General features: G+C 63.6%; 22 protein-coding genes. 16 read left to right on the top strand and 6 right to left on the bottom strand.

What is annotated here, in order from left to right; genetic code table 11:
* Complete coding sequence (locus BWR02_RS05680) at positions 1-1,206, top strand: exo-beta-N-acetylmuramidase NamZ family protein (RefSeq protein WP_139556784.1); 1,206 nt, start codon at positions 1-3, stop codon at positions 1,204-1,206.
* Positions 1,207-1,693: 487 nt separating this feature from the next.
* Here BWR02_RS05680 and BWR02_RS20810 read toward each other — a convergent pair whose 3' ends face one another.
* On the bottom strand, positions 1,694-1,861 hold the full coding sequence (locus tag BWR02_RS20810) for a hypothetical protein (RefSeq protein WP_162560037.1): 168 nt from the start codon (positions 1,859-1,861) through the stop codon (positions 1,694-1,696).
* A gap of 164 nt (positions 1,862-2,025) precedes the next feature.
* Between BWR02_RS20810 and BWR02_RS05675 the strand changes: the two genes are divergently transcribed.
* Positions 2,026-3,384, top strand: coding sequence for a hypothetical protein (locus BWR02_RS05675; RefSeq protein ID WP_139556783.1), 1,359 nt, complete (start codon positions 2,026-2,028; stop codon positions 3,382-3,384).
* Between the two features lie 104 nt (positions 3,385-3,488).
* Here BWR02_RS05675 and BWR02_RS05670 read toward each other — a convergent pair whose 3' ends face one another.
* Both BWR02_RS05670 and BWR02_RS05665 read right to left on the bottom strand, forming a co-directional pair.
* The gene (locus tag BWR02_RS05670) at positions 3,489-4,649 is read right to left on the bottom strand and encodes a dienelactone hydrolase family protein (protein WP_139556782.1); all 1,161 of its coding nucleotides are present in this window, start codon (positions 4,647-4,649) and stop codon (positions 3,489-3,491) included.
* A gap of 55 nt (positions 4,650-4,704) precedes the next feature.
* Positions 4,705-5,004, bottom strand: coding sequence for a hypothetical protein (locus BWR02_RS05665; protein ID WP_139556781.1), 300 nt, complete (start codon positions 5,002-5,004; stop codon positions 4,705-4,707).
* Between the two features lie 337 nt (positions 5,005-5,341).
* On the opposite strand from BWR02_RS05665, the gene BWR02_RS05660 reads away from it, so the two are divergent.
* The gene (locus BWR02_RS05660) at positions 5,342-6,106 is read left to right on the top strand and encodes a hypothetical protein (RefSeq protein ID WP_139556780.1); all 765 of its coding nucleotides are present in this window, start codon (positions 5,342-5,344) and stop codon (positions 6,104-6,106) included.
* A 137-nt stretch (positions 6,107-6,243) separates the two neighbouring features.
* Entirely contained in the window at positions 6,244-8,358 is a 2,115-nt protein-coding gene (locus BWR02_RS05655; protein WP_236101961.1) for a sodium-translocating pyrophosphatase, read from the top strand.
* A gap of 138 nt (positions 8,359-8,496) precedes the next feature.
* Here the strand turns inward: BWR02_RS05655 and BWR02_RS05650 are convergent, their stop codons facing one another.
* Entirely contained in the window at positions 8,497-8,871 is a 375-nt protein-coding gene (locus BWR02_RS05650; RefSeq protein ID WP_139556779.1) for a hypothetical protein, read from the bottom strand.
* 461 nt (positions 8,872-9,332) lie between these two features.
* Between BWR02_RS05650 and BWR02_RS05645 the strand changes: the two genes are divergently transcribed.
* The 4 genes from BWR02_RS05645 (at position 9,333) to BWR02_RS05630 (ending at position 13,670) form a co-directional block, all read left to right on the top strand.
* On the top strand, positions 9,333-9,995 hold the full coding sequence (locus BWR02_RS05645) for an RNA polymerase sigma factor (protein WP_236101959.1): 663 nt from the start codon (positions 9,333-9,335) through the stop codon (positions 9,993-9,995).
* Entirely contained in the window at positions 9,992-10,711 is a 720-nt protein-coding gene (locus BWR02_RS05640; protein ID WP_139556778.1) for a zf-HC2 domain-containing protein, read from the top strand. The genes BWR02_RS05645 and BWR02_RS05640 overlap by 4 nt, the downstream gene beginning before the upstream one ends.
* 10 nt (positions 10,712-10,721) lie before the next feature.
* Positions 10,722-12,218, top strand: a complete 1,497-nt coding sequence (locus BWR02_RS05635) for a S8 family serine peptidase (RefSeq protein WP_162560036.1) — start codon at positions 10,722-10,724, stop codon at positions 12,216-12,218.
* A gap of 216 nt (positions 12,219-12,434) precedes the next feature.
* Complete coding sequence (locus tag BWR02_RS05630; RefSeq protein ID WP_139556776.1) at positions 12,435-13,670, top strand: formate/nitrite family transporter; 1,236 nt, start codon at positions 12,435-12,437, stop codon at positions 13,668-13,670.
* A gap of 64 nt (positions 13,671-13,734) precedes the next feature.
* Here BWR02_RS05630 and BWR02_RS05625 read toward each other — a convergent pair whose 3' ends face one another.
* The gene (locus BWR02_RS05625) at positions 13,735-14,070 is read right to left on the bottom strand and encodes a hypothetical protein (RefSeq protein WP_139556775.1); all 336 of its coding nucleotides are present in this window, start codon (positions 14,068-14,070) and stop codon (positions 13,735-13,737) included.
* Between the two features lie 608 nt (positions 14,071-14,678).
* Here BWR02_RS05625 and BWR02_RS05620 point away from each other — a divergent pair.
* The 6 genes from BWR02_RS05620 to BWR02_RS05595 all read left to right on the top strand — a co-directional run bounded on the left by BWR02_RS05620 (position 14,679) and on the right by BWR02_RS05595 (position 20,752).
* Positions 14,679-15,626: a HEAT repeat domain-containing protein gene (locus BWR02_RS05620; RefSeq protein ID WP_139556774.1), complete on the top strand. Its 948-nt coding sequence runs from the start codon at positions 14,679-14,681 to the stop codon at positions 15,624-15,626.
* A 227-nt stretch (positions 15,627-15,853) separates the two neighbouring features.
* Complete coding sequence (locus BWR02_RS05615; RefSeq protein WP_139556773.1) at positions 15,854-16,294, top strand: hypothetical protein; 441 nt, start codon at positions 15,854-15,856, stop codon at positions 16,292-16,294.
* Positions 16,294-16,851: a TlpA family protein disulfide reductase gene (locus BWR02_RS05610; RefSeq protein ID WP_139556772.1), complete on the top strand. Its 558-nt coding sequence runs from the start codon at positions 16,294-16,296 to the stop codon at positions 16,849-16,851. Before BWR02_RS05615 ends, BWR02_RS05610 begins: the two co-directional genes overlap by 1 nt.
* Entirely contained in the window at positions 16,848-17,081 is a 234-nt protein-coding gene (locus BWR02_RS05605) for a DUF4266 domain-containing protein (protein ID WP_236101957.1), read from the top strand. Before BWR02_RS05610 ends, BWR02_RS05605 begins: the two co-directional genes overlap by 4 nt.
* A gap of 62 nt (positions 17,082-17,143) precedes the next feature.
* Entirely contained in the window at positions 17,144-19,732 is a 2,589-nt protein-coding gene (locus BWR02_RS05600) for a DUF3570 domain-containing protein (protein WP_236101955.1), read from the top strand.
* 144 nt (positions 19,733-19,876) lie between these two features.
* Positions 19,877-20,752, top strand: coding sequence for an FAD:protein FMN transferase (locus BWR02_RS05595; RefSeq protein WP_139556916.1), 876 nt, complete (start codon positions 19,877-19,879; stop codon positions 20,750-20,752).
* Between the two features lie 181 nt (positions 20,753-20,933).
* On the opposite strand, the gene BWR02_RS05590 is transcribed toward BWR02_RS05595, so the two are convergent.
* Positions 20,934-21,704: a hypothetical protein gene (locus BWR02_RS05590; RefSeq protein ID WP_139556771.1), complete on the bottom strand. Its 771-nt coding sequence runs from the start codon at positions 21,702-21,704 to the stop codon at positions 20,934-20,936.
* Positions 21,705-22,319: 615 nt separating this feature from the next.
* On the opposite strand from BWR02_RS05590, the gene BWR02_RS05585 reads away from it, so the two are divergent.
* A complete protein-coding gene (locus tag BWR02_RS05585; protein WP_139556770.1) occupies positions 22,320-23,096 on the top strand; it encodes a hypothetical protein in 777 nt (258 codons plus the stop codon).
* 244 nt (positions 23,097-23,340) lie between these two features.
* The gene (locus BWR02_RS05580; protein ID WP_139556769.1) at positions 23,341-24,054 is read left to right on the top strand and encodes a DsbC family protein; all 714 of its coding nucleotides are present in this window, start codon (positions 23,341-23,343) and stop codon (positions 24,052-24,054) included.
* Positions 24,055-24,103 lie beyond the last annotated feature (49 nt).

The following is a 24,103-nucleotide window of genomic DNA, read 5'->3' as shown; positions in this document are numbered from 1 at the left end:
ATGCGCTTCGGTATCGACCGCCTGCTGGCGGAATCGGATTTGCGTCGCCCGCTGGCGGGGCGGCGGGTCGCCCTGCTGGCCCATCCGGCGTCTGTGACCGAGCGTTTCCAGCATTCGCTCGATGCGCTCGCTGCCACAGACGGCGTTGAGTTGACCGCGGCCTTCGGGCCCCAGCACGGCCTGCGCGGCGACAAGCAGGACAATATGGTCGAATCGCCGGATTTCGCCGATCCGAACCTCGGCATCCCGGTGTTCAGTCTGTACGGAGAGGTCCGCCGGCCGACACCGGCCATGATGGACACCTTCGACGTGCTGCTGATCGACCTGCAGGATCTCGGCTGCCGCATCTACACCTTCATCACGACGCTGCGCTACGTGTTGGAGGCGGCCGCGGAGCATGGGAAGGCCGTCTGGGTTCTGGATCGGCCGAATCCGGCGGGTCGCCCGGTCGAAGGGCTGCGCCTGCGGGAAGGCTGGGAAAGTTTCGTCGGCGCCGGCGCGCTGCCGATGCGACATGGGCTGACCCTGGGCGAACTCGGTCAGTGGTTCGTCGACACGCTGCGCCTCGACGTCGATTATCGCGTCATCGACATGCAGGGCTGGCAGCCCGAGCAGGGCCCCGGTTTCGGTTGGCCGCTCGGGGAGCGCTCGTGGATCAATCCCAGCCCCAATGCCCCCAACCTGTGGATGGCGCGCGCCTATGCCGGCACCGTGATGCTGGAGGGCACGACGCTGTCGGAAGGACGGGGTACCACGCGCCCGCTGGAGTTGTTCGGTGCGCCGGATCTCGATGCCGTGGAGATCCTGGAGACGATGCGGGCTGTCGCGCCGGACTGGCTGGGCGGCTGCCGGTTGCGGCCGTGCTGGTTCGAGCCCACGTTCCACAAGCATGCCGGCGCCCTCTGCTCGGGCCTGCAAATCCATGTCGACGATCCCGCCTACGATCATGCGGCATTTCGCCCGTGGCGTCTGCAGACTCTCGCCTTCAAGGCCATTCGCCGCCTGTATCCGGACTATCCGTTGTGGCGCGACTTCGCCTACGAATACGAGTTCGACCGTTTGCCGATCGACCTGATCAATGGCAGTCCCCTGCTTCGGGAGTGGGTCGACGATCCACGCGCCGAAACCGGCGACTTCGATCGCCTGTCCCTGGCCGACGAGGCTGCGTGGCGCGAGGAGCGCATTTCCTACCTGCGGTACGGCTGAGCGGAACCGTACACGCCTCCCACTCGCGGGAGCGGGCCGGGAGGGGAGAGCCTCGCCGTGTATCCGTCCCTGGCTCGACTGCGGGGTCCTTCGCGCAGACGCTCTCTCCCACCCGGCCTGCTCCGGCCGTCAAGCCACGGGGGTGAATGGTTACCGGCTGGCCGCCCTTCCGTCTCCGCCCTTCCGCCAGCTCGCCACACGCGAGCTGGCGGGTGCCGTGTTTGTCGTCCTTGTCACCATCGGCCGGTTTCCCCTGCCGACCCGCGCGCACCGGCCTTGGGTGCATCACTCGCCCCCTCGCCATGCGTCCACTGAGCATGCGCTCTGATCTTACGCGATCACCCGCCGGCTGAGCCTCCGCGTTCGGCGGCTGGTTCCTGCTTCCTCCAAAGCCGCACTATTTCAGTTAATAACTCGGGTTATTTCCTAGGGGCAATTCATGAATTGCACCTATGTTGTGCGAGTGCTTTCGTGCGCGCAGCGCACGCTACGCGATGCCTTTCCAGTGGCGTGCGCTGAGCGCGCGCAATGCCCCCAACCGCGGACGCAGTTCCCCGGTAATCCCTGCCGTCAAATTGCGCTTCAGCAAGCCCCTTTGGGTCTTCATGCGATCGCTCGGGCGGTAAAACAGATCTGAATCAATTACCCGGGTCATCGCGATGTCTCCGCTGAACTGTGACCCTGGTCACCATTTATTCACTTGGTTGGATAAAAGTCATTACTAGAGTTTGGTCATGCTCGGTTCACTTCGAGTGCGGGTTGAATATAGCCCGCAAAGAAAGAGCAGAAAAGCGTTTCCGATTGATACATCCAGGCTCTATGGTGAATAAAATGAAAACCATGACTATGACCGCGATAGCATCAATGCTGATTGCTGTCGCGCCCATGGCATCGGCCGTCTCTTTATCTGTGACGAAGCTGAATTATTTGGACCAACAGGTCTTTACGACCAGTGCGGCGAAGAGGTTGACTCTGAAGAATGTCGGAACAAAAACTGAAAGCATATGGACGTTTAAGGTAGTGAGTGAAAACTATCGCATGATCACCAATACCTGTGGAACATCACTGGCTGTAGGGCAAAGCTGCTATGCCAATGTGGTGTTCAATCCCTTATCCGTTGGGGCGCTGTCCGCAGATGTCACAGTGCGGACATCGCTGACCAATACCGCGGTCAGCCTGGCTGGGAGTGGTATCAGTCCGCTGGCGGAAAAGGTCGGGCCAAAAAAATGGCATCCCGGTCACTATGCACAGTTACCGAATAAGATTGATTTGGCGGCCGTCAAAAGAATCATGCCGAATATCCCGCCGGTTATCGAGGGTGTCATGGTTCCGGTCGTCTGGAGCAAGATCGAGACCTCGAAAGGTGTTTATGACTTCTCTGCGCTGAAAGCCCAGTTCGACGTGGTCAAGGCGAAGGGAAAACGCATGGTGGTCCTGTTTCAGGATATGTGGTTTGACGACCTGACTCCGCAATGCGTGCCGGCCTACATGCTTGACGATCCCATCTATGAGGGCGGTCAACAGGTTGGTTTGAACGCTGAAGGCGAGCCTGCCGGTTGCGAAACCAAGCGCTGGGTGCCGGCGGTCATGGACCGGATCATCGCGGCCCATCAGGCGCTGGGCAAGGCTTTCGACTCGGATCCGATGTTCGAGGGCGTGACGACCGAGGAAAGCGCCGTGGTCGCTCCGAACGCGCGCGACTACGTCGATCAGCTGAAGCGGTTGGGGAGCGCCCTGCCGCTGGCCTATCCGACCTCGCTGACGAATATGTGGATCAACTGGCGGACCGCGCCCTACACGGCCGAGTTGATCGACCATCTGTATCGCAGCGGCGTTGGCTTCGGCGGGCCGGACACGGTGCCGACCACGCTGTACACCAACGAGGCCTACCCGTTCTTTCCGCAGTACGCCGGCCGGACCTACTCGCTGATGGCGGCGCAGCCGACGCATCTGATCTGGAAAGAGAACCCGATCGGCGAAGGCCTGCTGACCCTGAACGACGTGTTCCACTTCGCGGTCAACGACCCGCAGGGCATCAACGCGACGCATCTGTTCTGGTGGTACTTCAAGAACGATACCAGCCCGTATGACTTCTTCGACACGGTCGACGTGATCAACGCGAACGGTGCCGTCATCAACGATACCTGCCCGGAAAACCTGATCTGCAACACGCAATGATTGAACGATTGATCACCGCACGCTAGGGGCTGCCGGATCGACAGGGCGCAAGCGCCAGTCCGATCCCGCAGCCTCTGCCTTTTCCTGCCACGAGCCACCGGGCCCTACAGTGGCCAATCCTCCGACTTCCGCCACGCCCGCATCAAGCCGTTCGACGGCAAGGTCTCGTCCGTCAGCTTCCGGGCCGTTTCGGCACCGGCGACCGGCAAGCCCGTCGGATCGAGCAGGCCGATCTGCACCAGCACGCTGGCCTGATCCCAATAGATGTGCTCGTTATAGAGCTTGTCGCCACGAAACCGGACGATCGCGACCAGCGGGATTTCCACGTAACGGCCTGTCGGCGGGATGCCCGGCAGCATCCAGTCCATCTCGATATCGTGCGTGAAGCAAAACAGCAGTTCGTCGACCAAGCTCGTTTCGCCAACCGTTCGAGAGATCGGGACCAGACGCGTGTCGGCCGGTGTCTTCGGGATGAAGTGATATTTGTAGAAGCGCTTCAACTGCTCCTGACCGACGCCGCCGGTCATGGTCGGGATGTGATTGACATAGGGGCTCGCAACCATCGTGGCCATGGTCGCGTCGACGTCGCGGGTCGCGAATTCGCAGGCGCAGTGCTGATCCCACAGGGCTGAGAAGTCATGATGCGGTCCCATCTGGCGACGCAGCAACACGACGCTGCGCTGGTGAGCGATCAGGGCCGAGGCAGGGTCATAGCCGGCGTGCCCCTTCCGGAAGAAACCCGCTCCGACGTCCGGATAAACGTAGCGTGTCAGGTGTGGGCTGCCGTCCAGCGCAGACCGCAGCGGTTCCGGCGGATGACCCGGGTTGCCGGCGGTGTGCACGACGACCGGGACGCGCAGGCCGGCAATGTCGGTCGGTGCCAGCGCCAACAGTTCCGGGGTATAAGCCACGGCACAATCCACCCAGCAACGGGCTGCTGCGCGCAGTGCCGGCAGTCCGCCCTCGCCGAAGCCGAGGACGCCGATTCGTCCGATCGTCTCGGGCAGCGCACGGAGTTCGTCCGTCAGCGCGTGTAGCGCATCGGGCGTCGTCGCAGCCGAGTCGACGGCGGCCGGCGACGCGAGCATCACCACGTAGCCTTCCTCGGCGAAGAGCCGAGCGGTGTCGTATGTCCCGCGTTGGTCGTCGGCGCGTCCGGGGCATACCAGGAGGCCCGGTCCCTTGCCGGCATCCGGCAGGAAAACGGTCGCCGTGATCTGCGAGCCGTCGTTCAGTTCGACGTTGAGGCTACGCCCGTTCGTCATCACAGGCTGGCCCGGCTGGCAAGGGAACCGCCGGCCGCGTGGTGCGATGCCCGCTTCATTTCTTGCCTCCGGCCTCGGTGCCGCACTGTTCGGAGGCCTCGGCGTATTTCGTTCCCCGGTCCATTGCATCCAGAACGCACTGCCATTGCGCGATGCTCCTCTCCTTCTGAGAGATGTGGCAGCTGCCGATCAGGCGCTTGCGATCGCGTTCGTAGGTATTCGCCTCGACGATGTATTTCTTCATCACGCTTTCGCACAGCGCAATGCGCTGTTGTGTGTCGGCGTTTTCCGGCGACGGACCCGAACATCCGGCCAACATGCCTGCTGCGATGATCCCTAGTGCCTTTTTGTCCATTTGCGGTCTCCGAGATTGGTGAAAGGCGGGCGCAAAGTCTAACCCACGGGCCTGCCATCCGCGCGACAAATGCCGCGCTGTCTCGCGATTCCCACTCGCCCCTAAGGCTGCGCTCGGCGCGATGAGGTCTCGCCGCCGCGAGGCCGGCGGCCTGTCGTGTCGGTATGCGCCATGCGGTATGATCTGCCGGGGTCGGACGCGGTGATGGAGCAAGGCAAAGCCCGGCGCTCTACCCGATGGCTACCGCGCTCGCCGCACTGCGCCCGGGTTTGCGGCAGATCGACCCACCGCTGCCGGGCGCGAATTTCTTGTCACCGAATGGAACGAGTGATCACCCATGGCCGTTTACCTGTACCTGTCATTGATTCCGGAAGCACTGATCGCTTCCATGCTGCCGCCCGAGGAATTCGGCCAGTACTACGCGACCGGCCATCAGTGCAAGACGAAGGGGCAGGCGGTTTTCTTCGAGGTCGACTCGGAGTTCCGGCATCCTTATTTCCCGATCGAGGCTGGGATTGCCCGCTGTGTGGCCCATCCGGACGGAAAACCCAAGAACTCGGTCTACATCTCGGTTTATCGCGTGCTCGAACACCTCCCCGTCGAGGCTTTGGGCAAGCTGCATCTGAGCACCAGCTACGGTCAGACACTGGCCCTGGAAGCGCAGGAGCCTGTCCCGGAGCCGGAAGCGACGCGCCATCTGTACCAGGATCTTGCGCCGGCGGGTGCGCTGCTCGTCAGTACGCTGGACCCGGTTCGCTACTACCACGCCGTCGCCAACGAACCCACGAAATTCATCCGCTATCCGGCCCTGGCCTTCGTCGAACTCGGCCTGGGCGCGCTGGCCGAGGATCCCGAGTATGGTGCGATGGGCGATCTGCCTTACGACTATATGCACCCCTTGCGCGAAGCGCTGATGGTGCTGGAGCCCGGGGTCAAGGACACGAAGCTCGTCGCGCGGGCCCATTCCGCGGAATTTCCGTACCGGATGGTCAAGACCGGATTTTTCGTCGGCAACGGGCCCAGGCTCAGCTACTACCCGATGCCAAGACCCGAAGTGCTCCGTCGGGACCACGCACGTTGGTGGCGTCTCGCCAATCTCTAGACCGTGCGGCCGGGACCGAGGCCGCGGCGGCCAAGAGCCCGCCGCTGGCTGCATGACCGGGTGAGGGCGGCGCCCGAACCGATCAACCCGTTAATAAGGAGGAACTAGCCATTTCTGCGCAAACCACTTTTTCCGTCGTGATCGCACTGCTGACCGGGCTGGCCGGTGTCGGCTACGTGGTGTGGCAATTCCGTCAGGTGCTCGGACACGGTCAGGGCAACGAACGCATGCAGCAGATCGCCGGTGCGATTCAGGAAGGGGCGTCTGCCTTCCTGGGCCGGGAGTATCGGGTGCTGGCGATTTTCGTCGCCGTCGTTGCGACCGTCATCGCCTCGTTTCTGAGTTGGCAGACGGCGCTTGCCTTCGTTGCCGGATCGATCGCCTCCGCCGGTGCGGGTTACCTCGGCATGTATGTGGCCGTGCGGGCCAATGTCAGGACCGCCGATGCCTGCAGCCATGGCCTGCATGACGGACTGCGCGTCGCCTTCGGCAGCGGCGCCATCATGGGTATGTCCGTGGTCAGTTTCTCGCTGCTCGGGCTCGGTTGCCTCTATCTGCTGTTCCGGGGCGATCCGGGCTACCTGACCTACATCACCGGCTTCGGCTTCGGCGCCAGCAGTATCGCGCTGTTCGCCCGGGTCGGCGGTGGCATCTACACCAAGGCCGCCGATGTGGGCGCCGATCTGGTGGGCAAGGTCGAGAAAGGCATCCCGGAGGACGATCCGCGCAACCCGGCCTCGATTGCCGACAATGTCGGCGACAACGTCGGCGACGTCGCCGGTATGGGCGCCGACCTGTTCGAGAGCTACAGCGGCTCGATCATCGCGGCAGCCACCCTGGGCGCGACATTCGGCGGCGCTGCGTCGCCGGCCTTCATCGGTCTGCCGTTCCTGGTCGCCGCAGTCGGTGTGCTGTCGGCGCTGTTCGGCATCTATATGGTCCTCGGCGACGGATCCGCATCGATGGAAGCTCCCAAAGGCGGCGTCATCGGCGGTTTGCAGCAACGGTTCCACACCGCGTTTCGCCGCCATGTCGCGCGGATCGACGAGAACGCGACGCTGGAGGATCTGCTGAAGGCCTTGCGCCGTTCGGTGTGGGGCGCTTCGGCAGTCGTGCTGGCGTTGTCCCTGGTCGTCGTGCTGGGGTCGGGCGTCAGCTTCAATTACTGGCTGGTGATCCTGGTGGGTCTCGTCGCCGGCAACGCAATTGCTTATGCCACCGAGTATTACACCTCGTACACGGAGAAGCCGACGCAGGGCATCGCGCATGCGACCCAGACCGGCGCGGCGACGACCATCATCCATGGGCTGGCCGTCGGCATGATGAGTACGGTCGCGCCGGTGCTGATCGTCGCCATCGCCATCCTGCTCAGCATCTGGCTCGGCATCAAGGCCGATGGTTCGATGGCGGCCGGACTCTACACCGTCGCACTGTCCGGTGTCGGAATGTTGAGCACGCTGGGCGTGACGCTGGCCACGGATGCGTACGGGCCGGTCGCCGACAACGCCGGCGGTATCGCCGAGATGAGCCACCTGCCGGCCGAGATCCGGTGTCGGACCGATGCGCTGGACAGTCTGGGCAACACCACGGCGGCTACCGGCAAGGGCTTCGCCATCGGTTCCGCGGTGTTGACCGCGCTGGCGTTGATGGCGGCCTATGTGACTGCCGCGAAGATCGATAATCTCAGCCTGCTCGGGCCGACGGTTCTGCCCGGCATCCTGATCGGGGCGATGCTGCCCTACCTCTTCTCGGCGCTGACGATGATGGCCGTGGGCAAGGCGGCCTACCAGATCGTCATCGAAGTCCGCCGGCAGTTCCGGGAAATCCCGGGCCTGATGGACGGCGAGGCCAGTCCGGACTACCGTTCCTGTGTGGGGATCTGCACCGAGACGGCCCTGCGCGAAATGATCATACCGGGTGCGCTGGCGGTGGTCGTGCCGCTCGTGGTCGGCTTCATTCTGGGCAAGGAGGCGCTCGCCGGGCTGTTGATCGGGGTCACCAGTTCGGGGTTTTTGCTGGCCGTGATGATGGCCAATAGCGGCGGGGCCTGGGATAACGCCAAGAAGTGGATCGAGGCGGGTCAATACGGTGGCAAGGGGTCCGATGCGCACAAGGCGGCGGTGGTCGGCGACACGGTTGGCGATCCATTCAAGGATACCAGCGGCCCTTCGCTGAATATCCTGATCAAGCTGATGAGCATCGTCAGCCTGGTTTTCGCGTCGGCCTTCGGCTCTGGCTGGTTCAGTTTCTGAGTCCGGCGCGGCTCGGGCGTTCCGATCGCTTCACTCTGCGAGGGCAAGCCGGGGCCCTGTAGGACTCCGGCTTGTCATCTGCAGCCTCCCCCCTCGGCGGGGAGCGCGGGGCAGTCGCCCCATGCTCCCCTGCAGCAATCAGCGAACGCGGCACTGCTCGGTGTCGGAGATCACCGTGCGGCCCTGGGCGTCCAGAATCTTGCCGATGACCTGGCCATTCACGATGAAGTTGCCGGGGATCCTGATGGCTCCGGCTTCGGTTCCGCTGTCGAAATCGAATGCCACCTCATCGCCGATCGTCGGTTGCAAGCCTGACGTCTTGCGGTTGGTACCCGAGATGATCCGGGCCTTGTATTCGCCGCTGGCGAGGTTGGCGCCGTTGACCGAAACCGATGAGCGGTTTCCGCGCTTTTCGCACGAGATCTTGATGACCGCGGCGCTGGCGTCGCAGGTGGCGAAGGTGAACGCGGCTGCGGTCGACAGCAGGGCGAGGGTACGACTCAGTTTATTCATGCTGTGGGCTCCAAGGAAACGGTTTATTGTGTTGGACCGACGCGACTGCGATTCTTGCGGTCGAGCATCGGTGTCAGTCGGTTAATCCAGGCTTCCGGCCGATTGGTTCAAAGGTGCGTCAGTTTTTTTCCTGGCGACTGCTTAGCCTCTGGTGCGGGAATACCTGATTTCTCGCTCGGGGGGCTGGCTTGATCCGATGCGCTCGGCGCCGGATGGAGTCGTCCGCGGGTGTTTGCCCGGCCCGAACGGCCAGTCGGAAAGCCGATCACGGAGCCTGTTCGCTGGAACCGAGGTTGAAGCGTTTGGCCTTCTGCGTAGGGGCACACATGAATTGCCCCTACAGCGCGGGAAGAACGGCCTCGTCGCGTACAAGTGATCCGAGGTGCATGGGGCCATGAACCTTTTTGACGGAAACCGGCATCTACCCATCATGAACACCGCGCTTGGGGTAGAGGGGCTGCATGGCTGCTGGATTATTGGTCGAAATTGACGAGTTGCCGGGAATGTTGCACGCACGTCCGAATCAACAGGTCAAGGCGAGCGCGAGCGACACGCGTTCGCCGGACGATGTCGCGTTGTTGGCACGTATTGGCCATTCGGACAGTGACGCGATGGAGACGCTGTACCGGCGTTACTTTCCTCGTGTGGCCCGATTCGCCGAACGGATGCTGTCGAGTCCCGAACTGATCGAGGAAGTCGTCAATGATGTCATGTACGTGGTCTGGCGGAAGGCGTCCACTTTCAACGGGCAGGGACAGGTCTCCACATGGATCTTCGGGATCGCCTACCGCATCTGCCTGAAAGCGCGCGGTAATCTTCCCGCGGATGCACACATGCCGCTGGACGAGGCCGAGGACCTGATACCGGGAACCGCCGACCGTGGCCTGGACGCATTCGAACTGGAAGACTGGGTCGAGCATCTGTTTGGTCAACTGCCGCTGGAGCAGCGGGCGGTGCTGGAACTGACCTACCATCACGACCTGAAGTACGGCGAGATTGCCGAGATACTCGGTTGCCCGGAAAATACCGTGAAGACCCGGGTGTTCCACGCCAGAAAGAAGATCCGGGCACTGATGCCCGATGCCAATGGGGAAGCGGCTGCACGATTCGGGGGGACGTCATGAAAATGCCTGAAATGCAAGAACTGGATAGCCACGACGAGATGGGTCTGCTGTTGCCCTGGTATGTCAATGGCACGCTGGACGCAATGGAGTCAGCCCGGGTGCGGGCCCACTTGCGGGGCTGCAGCCGCTGCCGTGACGAAGTCGCAGCGCAGCGAGAGTTGCGCGCGCACCTCAAGGCGATGCCGCCGGTGTCGGAGATCAATACCGATCTCGCGCTCGGCAAGTTCATGGCGCGCATTCGCGAGGAATCGAACGCGACTCCACAAACTTCCGCGGCGGGCGGGAACGACCCCCGCTGGAGTCTGAGCGTTCTGCTGAACTGGTTTGTCCTGCCGGGACAGCGCCCGCTGGTGTGGGCGGGCGCCGCGGCCCTGCTCGCCCTGGCGATACTGCCGCTGGCACCCGAGCTCGGTTCTTCGGGCGGGCCGAACATCTTTCACACGGCGGCGAATCCGGGCAGTTACGCCAGATTCGAGGCAAACGATATCCGCGTCGTGTTCGCACAACCACTGACGGCCGAGGCGATCCAGTCGATCGTGGAGTCGCTGCAGGGCCGCGTCGTGGATGGGCCCGCCGGTCCCGGCGTCTACACGATTCGATTCGACGTGCAGGATCCGTCGCCGGATTTCGTGGCCGAACGACTGGATCGTCTGCGAGCGCGAGCGGATGTTGCCTTCGCGGCACCGGCAATCCCGGTTTCCGATCCACACCGCTGAGGTGGCTGGCGTGCCGATCCTGATCCGTCTGCTGTGCGTGGCCCTGTCTTTCGGGGCGATCGCGGCAAGCGTTGTGCCGGCCAGTGCCGCCGGCAAATCAGACCCTGCTTCCGTGCCGCGACACGAGGCGGCTGCCAACTCATCGCGCGAAATCCTGGTGACTTTCGCTGACGAGCGAGAGGGTCGTGTGGCGATGGGGGATGCGGTCAGCGCCTACCGCCAGCGGGGCCATTACGGGAATTCGACGTGGAGCGAGCGGTATGCCGCAGAACTGGCGGAAGACTATGGGCTGCTGCAGAAAGGGCAGTGGCCGATTACCGCGCTGGGTGTCCATTGTGTCGTTTATGAGGTGCCCACGCCCCAGTCGGTCGACCTGATCCTCCGCAAGCTCGGCGCGGATCGGCGCGTCGAATCCGCCCAGACCATGCGCAGTTTCCACGTGATGTCGGCGAGGAGTGTGCCGCAGCCGGGGGCCGGCGACCCGTTGGCCCGGATGCAGGCCGGGCTGCAATCGATGCGTGTGGAATCCGCCCACCGTTTCGCTACCGGGCGGGACGTGGACATCATCGTGATCGATACGGGGGCGGACGACGGGCATCCCGAACTGCGAGGTCACGTGACCTCGCTGGAAAGCTTCGTGCCTGATTCGCAGGAGACCGCGTCCGATGTCCACGGTACCGCCGTTTCCGGCATCATCGCGGCAGCGGCCGGCAACGGGCAGGGTATCGTCGGCATCGCTCCCGACGCGAAGGTTCGCGTGATGAAGGCCTGCTGGCAGAGCCGCTCCCGCAAGCCGGATGCTCAGTGCAGCACCTTCACGCTGGCGCTGGCCCTGAACACCGCGATCAACGCCAAGCCACGGATCATCAACATGAGCCTGAACGGCCCTGCGGATCCGTTGCTGGGCCGGTTGATCGCGAAGGCGATCAGCGAAGGCATCGTCGTGGTTGCCTCGGAAGCGGACACGCCCGGTCCGGACGACGAGTTCCCGGCTTCGATTCCCGGCGTGATTGCCGTGCGCACCGCTGCGCCCGTGCGCGTGTCATCCGTACCGGCGACGAATTCCCTGGCGGCACCGGGTACGGAGATACTGACCACCGTCCCGCATGATGCGTATGGCTTCATGACCGGTAGTTCGTTCGCCGCGGCGCACGTCTCCGGCTTGGTTGCGCTGTTGTTGGAGTTGAACCCTGCCCTGGGCGGCGAGCAGATTCGGGCCCTGCTGCGCGCGTCGGTCGAGCGCTTTGGCGATGCCGATTCCGGTCGCGTCAGCTGCATCGACGCGTGCAATGCCGTCGCACGGCTGATCGAACGTCCCGGAGTCTGCGCTTCCGTTCATCGCCGGGACCCGGGCGCTGCGAATCGCAATGCTGCCGAGGTCAGTAGTCTCACCCGTGAATTGCCCCCAGCTAGTGGGTCAGACGTTGCAACGCCCATCCTGAGGGTCAGTCTCGCAACCCGCGCCGCCCCTGATCCCCGCCTCCTCCCCTTCGAATTCCCACGCTAATCGGGAGTCCAGGGTCTTCACCGGCGACGCTCGCCCCCGCTCTGCGGTGAACCCGGCGTCGCAGCCGGCGCCTCGTCTGCTTAAGCCCGCGGATTCGGAGCGTCGCCATCCCGGCGCGTTCCCCCGGCTCTGACGTGCGCCTACAATCGCCGGTCGACGGGCCCGTAAGACGGGCAATCCGATCCATCCTCGCCGCAACCCTGCCAGGAGCATCCGATGCCCCACAACACCATCGACAATCTCATGCCCAAGGATGTGGCGCTGCAGGCCGAGAACGCGGGCGTCATCAAGGCGAATCTCGACATTCGTTCGACGCTGTTGCTCGCGGTGCTGGCGGGCGCCTTCATCGGGTTCGGGGCTGTGTTCAGCACCACCGTGATGACCGGGAATGGACTCGATGGCGCAGTCAAACTGCCGTTCGGGCTGATGCGGCTGATCGGCGGTGCATCGTTCTGTCTCGGCCTGATCCTGGTCATCATCGCCGGGGCTGAAATGTTCACGGGCAACGTGCTGCTGGTAATGGCGGCGGCGAGCCGGAAGATCGGCGTCATGCGCGTCCTGCGCAACTGGGGCATCGTGTTCGCCGGGAATTTCGTGGGTGCGACGCTGACGGCCTACCTGATTTTTCAGACCGGCCAGTACGGCCTGATGAAGGGGCAGGTCGGGCTGACTGCCCTGAACATCGCCGAGACGAAGGCGGCCCTGGGCTTCGGCGAGGCGCTGGCCCGCGCCGTCTTCTGCAACGTATTGGTCTGCCTGGCGATCTGGCTCAGCCTTTCCGGACGGTCCGTCATCGACAAGGTGGTCGTGATCCTGTTCCCGGTGACGGCTTTCGTGACCTCCGGCTTCGAGCATAGCGTCGCGAACATGTATTACCTCTCGTTCGGACTGTTCATCAAGCACGGGGCCGCGCCCGAATTCTGGAGCGGACTGGGTACCGCAGCGGGCGCCTTTCCGGACCTGACCGTCCATCGGGCGCTGTTCGGTAACCTGTTGCCCGTGACGTTAGGCAACATCCTCGGCGGCCTGATCATCGGACTGATGTACTGGGGCATCTACTGCCGCCCCTCGCTCGTGATGTCCGGGGATGACCAAACCCTGATCAAGCATCTGATCAGGGCGGGAGGGCTGCCTGAGCACGGGGATGTCGGCGGGCGGGTCAGGCTAACGTGCCGCGGACGCGATTTCCGCGGGCGGCTGCGCGCGATGAGTGAACATGGCCTGATTGCGGAGCTGGACGCGCAGCAGGGGGTGCCAACGGCGGGAGAGCGCCTCTCGCTGCGCATCACGGGGAGTGACGGACGCCTGCAGCTCGACCAGGTCCGAGGTCAGGTCGTGGCATCCAATCCCGCAAAGAATCTGATGGGGCGCAAGCTGTGCCTGCTGTCGATCGATCTTCCGGAGCTCGCAGAGGCCGATCGGCAGCGTATCGCGGAACTGCTGCGAACGTGACGCGAAGGCGGGCACGGGGTGTCGTCTGTCGATGTCCGCGCCCCGGGTTGCTGGCGGCGGGTGCTTAGCCCGGATCTTCGTAGAACACGTAAGGTGTGGAGTAGTCGCTGATTTCGAAGTAGACCTTTTTCTCTCCCGGGTCGGCGCGGCCGTTCAGGTTGGTGTCGAAGACGCCATAGCCGAAACGGTAGGGGCGGCCCCGGGAGCCTCCCGTCGCGGTGGCCGTGCTGATTTTGTCGATCTTCAGGAAGCGTCTGACCAGTTTGTCGCCGGCATAGATTTCGAGCACGCCATTCGTTCCCGTCCAGTTCTGTACCGCGCGCCCAAGCTGATTCTGGGCTTCCTGGGTGCAGCCCGCCAACAGGAGCGGTGCCGCGAGCAATGCCATACGTGCTTTCATCGAGTGTTCCTGGGTTAGACGTTGAGTGGGGTGTCGTCAGGGCTTGCCGCTGCCGGCTGAGACTGGCTGCGCGCGGCGTTGTAGCAAGCGGCTGAATCACGGGGCGTGGCCACCCGACAGACTTTTGTACTTTTTGTCAGTTCCGTGTCGTAGGGGCGATTCATCTGTGCCCATACATGGTGACGCCATCGCCCTGGCCCGAGAGGTGCGGCGAAAGGGGCTGTGGCTGGCTCGACTTGATCATTCACGTGTCAGGATATCGCAATACCCTTGCCGGTATCGAGCATCTGCAGGGTCGGTGCGATCGCAACCGGAGGTACCTGGGGCGGCCGCAGGCTCGGGTTTCTCGGTGGGGTGCGTGATATGCCGCAGTTCCTGCGGGAAATGCCTCACTTTCAGGTGCCAACAGGCGGGAAAGTGTGGACCCGATCCTGCGAAATCTGCATGCGCGTCCAGTCTGAACGCCGGAGTGATGTGCTGCGCTTCGAACCTAAACACCTTAAAGGCATGCCCTTACCGACTCCTCGGCTCGGAAATCCAGGGTTCCTATCCAGGCGCAAACGGCGCGTCGACGCTGCATGGCATAAGCAGTGCATGCGACCTCCGGCGTGAATGCGATCCGATACATTACCGCTGCGGTGCCGGAGTTCCGGTGGGGATGCTGTAGCCACGTCCGCCATTTCGGGGCGATCGTGCTGTGCTGCCTGCCGGCGGCATTGCCTGCCGTGGGAATTTCTCCCGCGAACGGCGGCGATGTTCGCGTGAGCGTGACCAGGGTCGAGGGCCGGGCGCGGTCTATCCAGGTGGATGCCCGTCAGGCTTCGCTGGCCGAGGTGCTGGAGTCGGTCGCACGCGAAACCGGGGTCCGATTGAAGCATTCGGACCTCCCCGAAGCGACGCTCGCTGTGGTTTGTAAGGGCGAGACGGTTGAGACCGTGGTCGAGTGTCTGGTCGGCACCCGCGCCAACCTGATCTACCGCTATGCGGAGGAGAAGGACCGTAAGCGCGTCCCGGAGGAGATCTGGGTCAAGGGGAAAGTCAGCCGGCCGGCAGGGGCGGCGTCCGGGTCTGCGGCTGCCGACCCTGTAAAGGACGATGGCCTGGAAGCAGGGGCCGCACCCGGATCGGACAAGAACGGGCCGTCTGCTCCGCCGCCGGCCAGCCCGCAAGCGACGCAAAAGGCCCTGGAGATGGCTGCCGCCTCGGACGCGGCTCAAAAGCTGGAAGGGCTGTCGCGGCTCGCCGGGCAGGGCGCGGCCGATGATGCGGCCGTGCGCCGGACCCTGGAGCGGGCGTTGTCGGATGAGGATCCGAGCGCCAGGGCTCAGGCCCTTTATGGCTTGTCCCGGCTTGAAGGTCCCGGCGCGATCGGGATGCTTCAGGATGCCCTGCATGACAGCGATGTGTCGGTGCGGTTGATGGCAGTCGACGGCGCCGGCACCGATCCGCAGGGAGCGGCCCTGCTGCAGCAGGCGCTGGGCGACGCCGATGAAACCGTGCGGGAATTCGCTGCCATGCGTTTGCGGGAGCATGCTGCCGGGGCCGCGGCGCAATAACAGGCTTTGTTTGGCGCGACGGCCATGTCGGCCGGATTGGCGCAGTTTCGGCGGATGAGCGTTGGCCGCGCCCGGAGGAGGGTGCGGCCTCGCGGAAGGGAATCGATATCGCGGGCGATGTGACGAGGAAACGGACCCGTCACCGCGGCGGTGGTTGTCGGAGCTTAAGCTCCGGATGTTCAGAATCCCGCCTTCGGACAGTTGGCGGCGTGACCAGGAGTCAACAAGTGAAAGCAACAGTAACTATCGGAAAGCACGCTCTCGCCGCCATTGGCATCGCATTGGCCGGAGCCTACGCCGGCAGCGCGTCTGCCCATTCGCAGAGCGGTTCTCTGGGCGCAGCCGCAGCGGCGCGTGACGTGTACAAGGTGACCTGCGCAGCCGGATCGGATCACTTGTACTTCCGAGTGCTGGACAGCGCGCCGGTCGCGGCGCCTCCCATTCGGATCATCGTCCGGAAAGGCGGCACCACGCTGCGCAGCGTCGACCGTGTCGATGATGGAAATTACAGCGCGGCCAAGCGACTCAAACAGGGAGCCGGTGTCTACACGATGATCATCAACAAGGTGAATACGGCCGGGACGGAAAATTACTTTGCCGAGTTCCACTGCGAAGATGGCGCCAACGGTCACACGGGTACCGGCTGGTACATCACGGTCAATCAATAATGAAAGCCGCACGGAAAAAGCTCGGTCTGGGGCGCAGTCTTCTGCTGGCCCTAGCAGTCAATGCGCCGGTTTGGGCTGCAGAGCGTGGCGAGGCTGCGCCCCAATGCCGCTTGAGCGCTTTCCAGAACGGTCAGGCGATCGATCTGCAGCGTCTGAAGGGCAAGGTGCTTTACGTCGATTTCTGGGCGTCGTGGTGCGGGCCTTGTGCTCAATCCTTCCCGTTCATGAACGCGCTGACCCATGAATTTCATGGGCGTGGCCTCGAGATCATCGGCGTCAATGTCGATGAGGACGTCGCCGATGCGAAGGGCTTCCTGGCGCAGCGGCCGGGCCATTTCACGGTGGCCGTCGACGGCGACAAGAGTTGTGCCGAACGCTTCGGCGTCAAGGCCATGCCGTCGACCTACCTGATCGACCGCAACGGCGTCATTCGCTACGTGCATCTCGGCTTTCGTCCGGGCGAGGCTGAGGAGATGAAGAAGCTGCTCGGCCAATTGCTGGCCGAAAAGCCGGCTGCCGCGTCGATGGATCACGGGATCGTGTCCGCGTCCAAGTGAGGGGCAAGCGCCTATCGTCGATGGGGCTGACCGGCCTGATCTGGCTATTGTCGGCCTGCGCGCCGGTGGCGCCCTGGGAACGAGGGACTCTCGCCAAGCCCCAGATGGCGCTGGAGCCCAATCCCGCGCAGCGTTCGCTGCGCGTCCACGCCTACCGCAGTCGCGAGTCCGCGGCCGGATGGGGCGAAGCCACAGGTCCCGGTGCCGGAGCCGGCTGTGGTTGCTACTGAGTCAGGGAATGTGGCGGCAGTGCACGCTGCGATAGGCGCCGGTTAACGCGATTCCTCCCACCATGTCCAAACGTTTGCGGGCCGCGATGCGCCACCTGCGCGGATCTGTACGGCCGTCGTCGCCCAGCATTTCGCGCGCCGAATCAAGAACGCCGCCTTGCTCTGCGCCGTCGCTGCAGGCGCTGACGGCTGCGGCGCTGGCGCTGCCGGGGCTGGTGCCGTCGGCCGCACAGGGCGCCGAGGGTGATGAGGCGGGTTTTCAGTACGGTCACTACCAGGAAGGTGGCGGGGCCGGCAGCCATTTCCGCGAAACCGGGAACAGCATCCAGGTCGATACGATCCAGGCGTTCGCCGGGGCGCGTCTGATGGACCGCATGCGCGTGCTGTTCAACTACCAGGAAGACACCTGGGCGGGCGCGACGCCGATCGCAGCTGCGCCGGCAGGCTCCTTGACGCGGGTCGACAACATCGTCGGCGCGTCGGCTTTCTGGGAAGTCGCCAATTCTTTGAGCAGCTTCGACCCGGACAAGGGCGTGGCGGTCTTTCTGGATCCGACCACCGGGCAACAGTTCGTGACCCCGGAGACGGTACAAGTCATGGCCTATGCCTCGCCCGAGATCCGCCGTCAGGGCGATTTCAATCTTTCCTACGACTGGGACGAGGCGGCCGTCAGTGGCGGTGGCGGCGTGTCGATCGAAAACGATTTCGACGTCTGGTTTGCCAACCTGGGTGGGCGTCTCGACTTCAACCAGAAGGCGACTACCCTGACCTTCGGCGGCAGCTACACGAACAGTTCCATCAGCGCCCAGCGCTTTGCTTATGGGGTGGTCGGGAGCAAGGCGCCAGAGCAGCCAACCATCGAGGGCACCCGGCAGGATGGCGCGCTCGGGGCCCGACTGGTTCAGGTCCTGGACAAGAGTTCGACGCTGTCGGCCAACGTGGGCTTTACTCACAGTACCGGATATCTGTCGAATCCATACAAGCAATCGCTGTTCTTCGCTCCGGTTGTCGCGAGACAGTTGAACTCGCCCGACCCCACGACCGGTTTGCTCTCATCCGTTGCCGTGGCTGAGTACGACAACCGGCCTCGCTTGCGCGACCAGGTCAACTTGAGCCTTGGCTATGTACGCTACATCGACTGGTTCGATGCCTCGCTGCATGCGGATTACCGCTTTTACTCGGACGACTGGGGCATCAATGCGCATACCTTTGAAGCGGCCTGGGAGCAGCCTGCTGGCCGCGGATGGATGATCACACCGCGCATCCGGTATTACACACAGGGTGCGGCGTATTTCTACAGTCCCTATTTCGTGCTGGATCAGACCCTCGACTACCAGGAGTTCCGCCAGATCGCCCGGGGCGACACCGACATGCTGGACTTTCCGAACAACTGGTCCAGCGACTATCGGCTGTCCGGCTATGGAGCGGTCAGCGGCGGTGTGACCGTTGCCAAGCAGTTCAGCCGCGGCGTCGCGGTGCAGGCGGGTCTGGAATACTACAGCCATGCCGGCTCCATGAAGCTGGGCGGCGGTGGCGAGCAGGCCTTCGCCAATTTCAACTTCTATTTGCTGAATCTGGCCATGAAGGTCGACCTGTCGGCACCGGCCTCGCTGTCGGCCGCGGCGGAGGATCCGCATGCGGGACATATGGGGCATGAAGGGCATCACCTGCACAGCGCCTTTCCCGCTGGCGTCATGTTCGCCCATATGCTGGACGAGCCCGACAAGTTCATGGTGGGCTACCGCTACATGTGGAACCTGCAGAGCGGAAACCTGATCCACGGCTCGCACCCGGTCAGCGACCTTGAAGTGGTTAACAACGGTTGCGTGATCTACAAATGTGGCAGTGCTCCGCGCGAGATGAACATGCACATGCACATGCTCGACATCATGTATGCGCCGACCGACTGGCTGAACCTGATGCTGATGCCGACCTTCATGAACATGAGCATGTCGATGCGGGAACTCGAAGGGGCGCCGCCCGGCGCCGGTGGCGGTCACCACCATGGTCACGGCACGGGTGACCGGCCGACGGCGTCCGGCGGTGTCGGCGATACCGGTTTCTATGCGATGGGCAAGCTGTTCGACATCGACGGCCATCACATGCACCTTACGCTAGGCTTCAGCGCGCCCACCGGCGACATCGGGCAGAAAGTCAGCGGTGACTACTACAACCACTACATGATGCAACTCGGCAGCGGGACCTGGGATTTCCGTCCCAGCCTGACCTACACGGGGCACTACGAAGGCGGTTGGTCGTGGGGCAGCCAGTTCAGCGGCATCAAGCGCCCCAGCGGCGACCGCAACAATGCCGGCTATCGCCTCGGGGACCAGTGGCAGTGGACGGGGTGGACCAGCTATCAGCTACTCGACTGGATGTCAGCCAACGTGCGCGGCGCCTACACCCGCCAGTACGCCATCGTCGGTGGCTACACGGATTCTTTCTTCACGGCGGGTCCCCAGGACTTTCCGCAAAACTACGGTGGTCGCTACTGGGATGTCGGCTTCGGCTTGAATCTCCTCGTCAAGGACGGCCCGTTCAAGGGCAACGGCCTGAGCGTCGAGTGGCTGCAGCCGGTGGAGGCCAACGTCAACGGTTATCAGCTCAAGCCGAACGGCATGCTGTCGGCGACCTGGAGTCTTGAGTTCTAGATTCCGCTGCTGCGGGCGCTTGATGCCCGCCTGTCCCGCGGCTGCCCCGCCTCGTGGGCCTGGGCCGGTTCCGTTCCTGTCGGCGTGAGGGTGTGCTTGAAGAAGACGGCCGCCAAGGGCCTGTATCGCCAACGCTTCAAGGCGATGGGGTCGCCCTGTGACATCCAGCTCTATGCCGCGACCGAGGGCGAGGGGCAGCGCGTTGCGGCGGTCGTCATTGCGGACGTGCAGCGCCTCGAGGCGTTGTATTCGCGTTATCGCCCCGACAGCTTCCTGTCGGAAATCAATCGGGCCGCGGCCGCCGGCGATTCCATCGAGGTCGACGCGGAAACCGCCGGTCTGCTGAACTATGCCGCGACCGCCTACCGCGAGAGCGACGGTCTGTTCGACATCACCTCGGGTCTGCTGCGTCAGGTGTGGCGGTTCGGCGCCGACGCCGGCTTGCCGGACCCGGCGGCGGTAAACGCGCTGCTGGATCGGGTCGGCTGGCACAAGTTGCGCTGGGAGCCGCCACTCCTGGCTTTTCCATGTCCCGGTATGGAGATCGACTTCGGCGGTGTGGTCAAGGAATATGCCGTCGATCGCGCGGCGGCACTGTGCCGCGAGCACGGTTTAGGCCATGGCGTCATCAACCTGGGGGGCGACATCCGGATCATCGGCCCGCATCCGGACGGTAGTCCCTGGCGTATCGGGCTGCGTCATCCGCGGGATCCCGGCGGTGTGCTCGATACCGTGCTGCTGCACCGGGGCGGCCTCGCCAGCAGCGGTGACTACGAGCGCTGCATCGTGCTGGATGGGGTGCGCTACGGGCACGTGCTCAACCCGAAGACCGGTTGGCCCGTCAGGCACCTGGCGGCGGTGAATGTCGTGGCGGATTTTTGCGTCGTCGCCGGCAGCGCGTCGACGATCGCGATGCTCAAGGAGGCGGAGGGTCCTCGCTGGCTGCACCAACTCGGCTTGCCCCATTTATGGGTGGATGTGGACGGACGTGTCGGTGGTTCGCTCTTGCACGGATCCTGAAGATCCCGGCGCTCAGTTGCGGAGTTCGACCGCGGCGCCCGATCTTCCCGCATCGCGGAACGGCGCCTCGCGCACCGGCTATGACAGCCCTGCCGTGGACCGGCGAGTCCGCGCGGGTCCGAGATAGCCGACGGCGGAGCCCGTGCAGCCCGGCCGTCGGCGATGGCCCGTCGGTTCCGGCTTAGCCGCCGGCTGCTTCGGTTGGCCAGAAACCAGAAATCGGCACGTTCTGATCGATGTCTTCGTTCGACGGCCAGACGGTGACGGAAAACCCGGTGCCACCACACGCCGCCGGCAGCGGGTTGTTCGTCAGGTCGCGCTTGACGCGCAGCGTGACGGGTGCTCCCTGTCTGAGTCGTTTGCTGCTGCCATGGACGTTTCCGTCCGGAAAGCGGGGCGTCCGATTGGGTATCCACAGGTTTGCATCGCCGACATGAACCGCGGCTGTCTTCCGGCAGATGTCCGCGCCGGCCACCTTGATCCGGATTTCGTTCGCGCAGCTCTCGCTGTTGAAAAACAGGGCGCCGATCTGGATCGGTACCTGGCCGGGAAAACCGAGCGGGAGCCGGCCGTTCCGGCTATTGAAGCCGATCGTATTGCCTAGCGCATCCTTCTGTAGCCGATGCAGCTTGAACAGGCCCCGATCGTAGAAGGGGATGATGAAATTCTGCAGACCGGCGTTTTGCAGCACATCAGTCAACGCATTGATCGTTCCGCCGTCGCTGCGTTCGAGGAACGGGTTGACGGTCGGCACGACGTAGCTCAGTGCGATGAGGGGAAGCTGGCTCTCCTCGCAGGCGTGCGCCAGCTTGATCATCCCGTTCGTCGTGACGCCTTCGAGGACTTCGGTGGGGACGAACGTGGGGTGGGCGTTGACTGCCGAGGTCCAGCCCAGCGGGGCAAGGACAAGAGCGGAACAACATAGGCGCTTCAGGTTATCGGTAATGGACATGGCTTATTTTTCTCTGGCACAGGAAGATGAGCGCGACCCCGCCGCCAGTGCCCCCGGACCGTGGTCGGGACGTTCGCTCGGGTCATGCCGATTACGTACTGCACAATGCGCGCCAGTGGATCGGCTCTCGGGGTCTGGTGCCCGTCCGCGGTGGGCGGCAGTTTGAACGGTGTTCCGGATTCGGCTCCAGGCGGCCTGACGGATCCGGCGGACGCCTGATAGGGCAGGCGTTTGGGCGTGCCGGCGTGAACCGTTGGTCACTTCCCGGCCGCTTCATGCTGACCGGAGCTCTTCTCTGGTCACGGCCTTGCGGGCACTTGACCCAAGGCCGAGCAAATAACCACGCATTTAGTGTGGTGGCATTTCGCGCACCGGCGAGGCATCTGCCACAGTCGCAATCGCATCGGCGGGAGTGATTAAAGGTAAGTCATTGTAAATAAGGCTTCCGACCATCTGGCATGCTTCCTGCCCTTCTTGCAGGGCGCTGCAGACATGTGGTGCGGCCGGGTCGGGGCGACTCGGTGCACGGGGGAACCTCCCCGGTTCGTGCGGCACGGCTGCTTTGCTGCCGAACGGGAATCGTAAGAAAAATCCGGGAAACCGAAGGAGAACTGAATGTCTTTCCAAATGACCACCAAGAAACTCGCAGCGTACTCCGTTGCGGCGGGATTGATCGCGGCCAGCCAGGGCGCATTCGCCCACACGGGTGTCCGCGACACGGTCGATGTGACCTCGCTGTCCGGCGCGGCAAGCTACAACGCGTTCACGATCACGCACGGTTGCGCGGCGGGTGAAGGCGCTGAGCCCATTCCGGTCATCGGCCAGTCGGCGGTGTTTCCGTACGGCGAAAGCGCTGTATGGGTCAAGCTGGGTGCCGTCAACACCCCGACCACCGCACAGGACGTGATCGGCGCGCCGTCGATCAATCTGGCCGTGGCCGGCATTCAGGATTCGTCCGTCTTTGCCGTGCAGAACGAGGAAGCCGACGAACTGGGTGTGGTGCATGCCATCAACTGGAAGAAGGGCAAGATCGACACCACCCTCTACGGTCTGACGCAGTTCCGCGTCTCCGCGCCGAAGATCGTCGACAAGTGCGTCTCGAAGCTGCGTATCCGGATGGCGGTGGCCAACTGGTGCAAGAAGAGCAACGAGGCGAACGATCCGGACAACAACCGCGCCGACTGGTGGTTCACGGCCGAAACCGGAACGACGAAGTTCACCGATCCGGACGTCATTCAGCCGAGCTACTGGACCACTCTGACCGTGAACAACCTGGAGTTCGATCCGGTTGCCTGCGGCACCGGTTACGAAGTCGCCGTCATGCCGAGTGGCGCCGATATCGACAAGTACCTGCCGCATCCGGCGTTCACGCTGAATCCGGCCCCGTTCTGATCGGGCTGGCCGCGGCATAAGCCGCGGTTTGATCGCGACGATGAAAGACGCCTCGACCCCGCAAGGGTCGGGGCGTTTTTCGTTACAGGGCCCTCTGTGCCAGCGAGCCGCTAGTCGGATGCAGCGCGGGGCACTCCCTCGGTGTGCCCATTCGCGGCTTCACGGTCGCCGCCTCCTATCGGTTGAGTAACGGGTGCCGTTCGTGCTCTCCTGTCTCCCTCACCCCTCTAAAACGAGAGTTCGTATGTCTGCATTGCCTTTGCTTTTCGTCGCGCTGATGATCGCCGCCAACCCGGTTCTGGCCGGAACGGACGCGGCAATCCGCAAGGCGCTGACGGCTGCGATTCCGTCCGCCAAGATCGACTCCATTCGCCCGTCCGCTGTCGCGGGCGTCAAGGAAGTGACGCTTGACGGCAAGATCATCTACGTGTCCGACGATGGGCGGCACCTGTTTCAGGGCCATCTCGTCGAACTGGGTACGCGCAAGGATCTGACCGAGGTCAAGCTGGCGGGTCTGCGCAAGGCGGCTTTGGAGAAACTGGGCAGCGACCGGACGATCGTGTTCAAGCCCAAGATCGGGCGCTACGTCGTATGGGTGTTCACCGACGTCGAGTGTGGCTATTGCCGCAAGCTGCACGGCGAGATCGATCAGTATCTGGCCCAGGGCGTCGAGATCCGTTATCTGTTCTACCCGCGTGCCGGCAAGGAGTCCGAATCCTATGCCAAGTCGGTCTCGGTCTGGTGTGCGGACGACCGGAATGCCGCGCTGACGCAGGCGAAGCGTGGCCAGGATGTCCCGAAAAAGACCTGCGCCAATCCCGTCGACGAACACATGGCCTTGGGTGAGCGCTTCGGTATGCAGGGCACACCGTTGATCGTCACGCAGGAGGGCGTGGCGCTGCCGGGCTACGTGCCCGCGGCGGAACTGGTCAAACTGCTCGCGAAAGGTGCGTCCTGACAGGGCAGTGATGTCGTGCGCATGGCGCACGCCACGAGATGCCTCTGCT

The organism is Methylotetracoccus oryzae, assembly GCF_006175985.1.
Lineage (GTDB): Bacteria > Pseudomonadota > Gammaproteobacteria > Methylococcales > Methylococcaceae > Methylotetracoccus > Methylotetracoccus oryzae.
The sequence above is the reverse complement of the archived record's forward strand: the minus strand, read 5'-3'. Positions and strand labels throughout refer to the sequence as shown.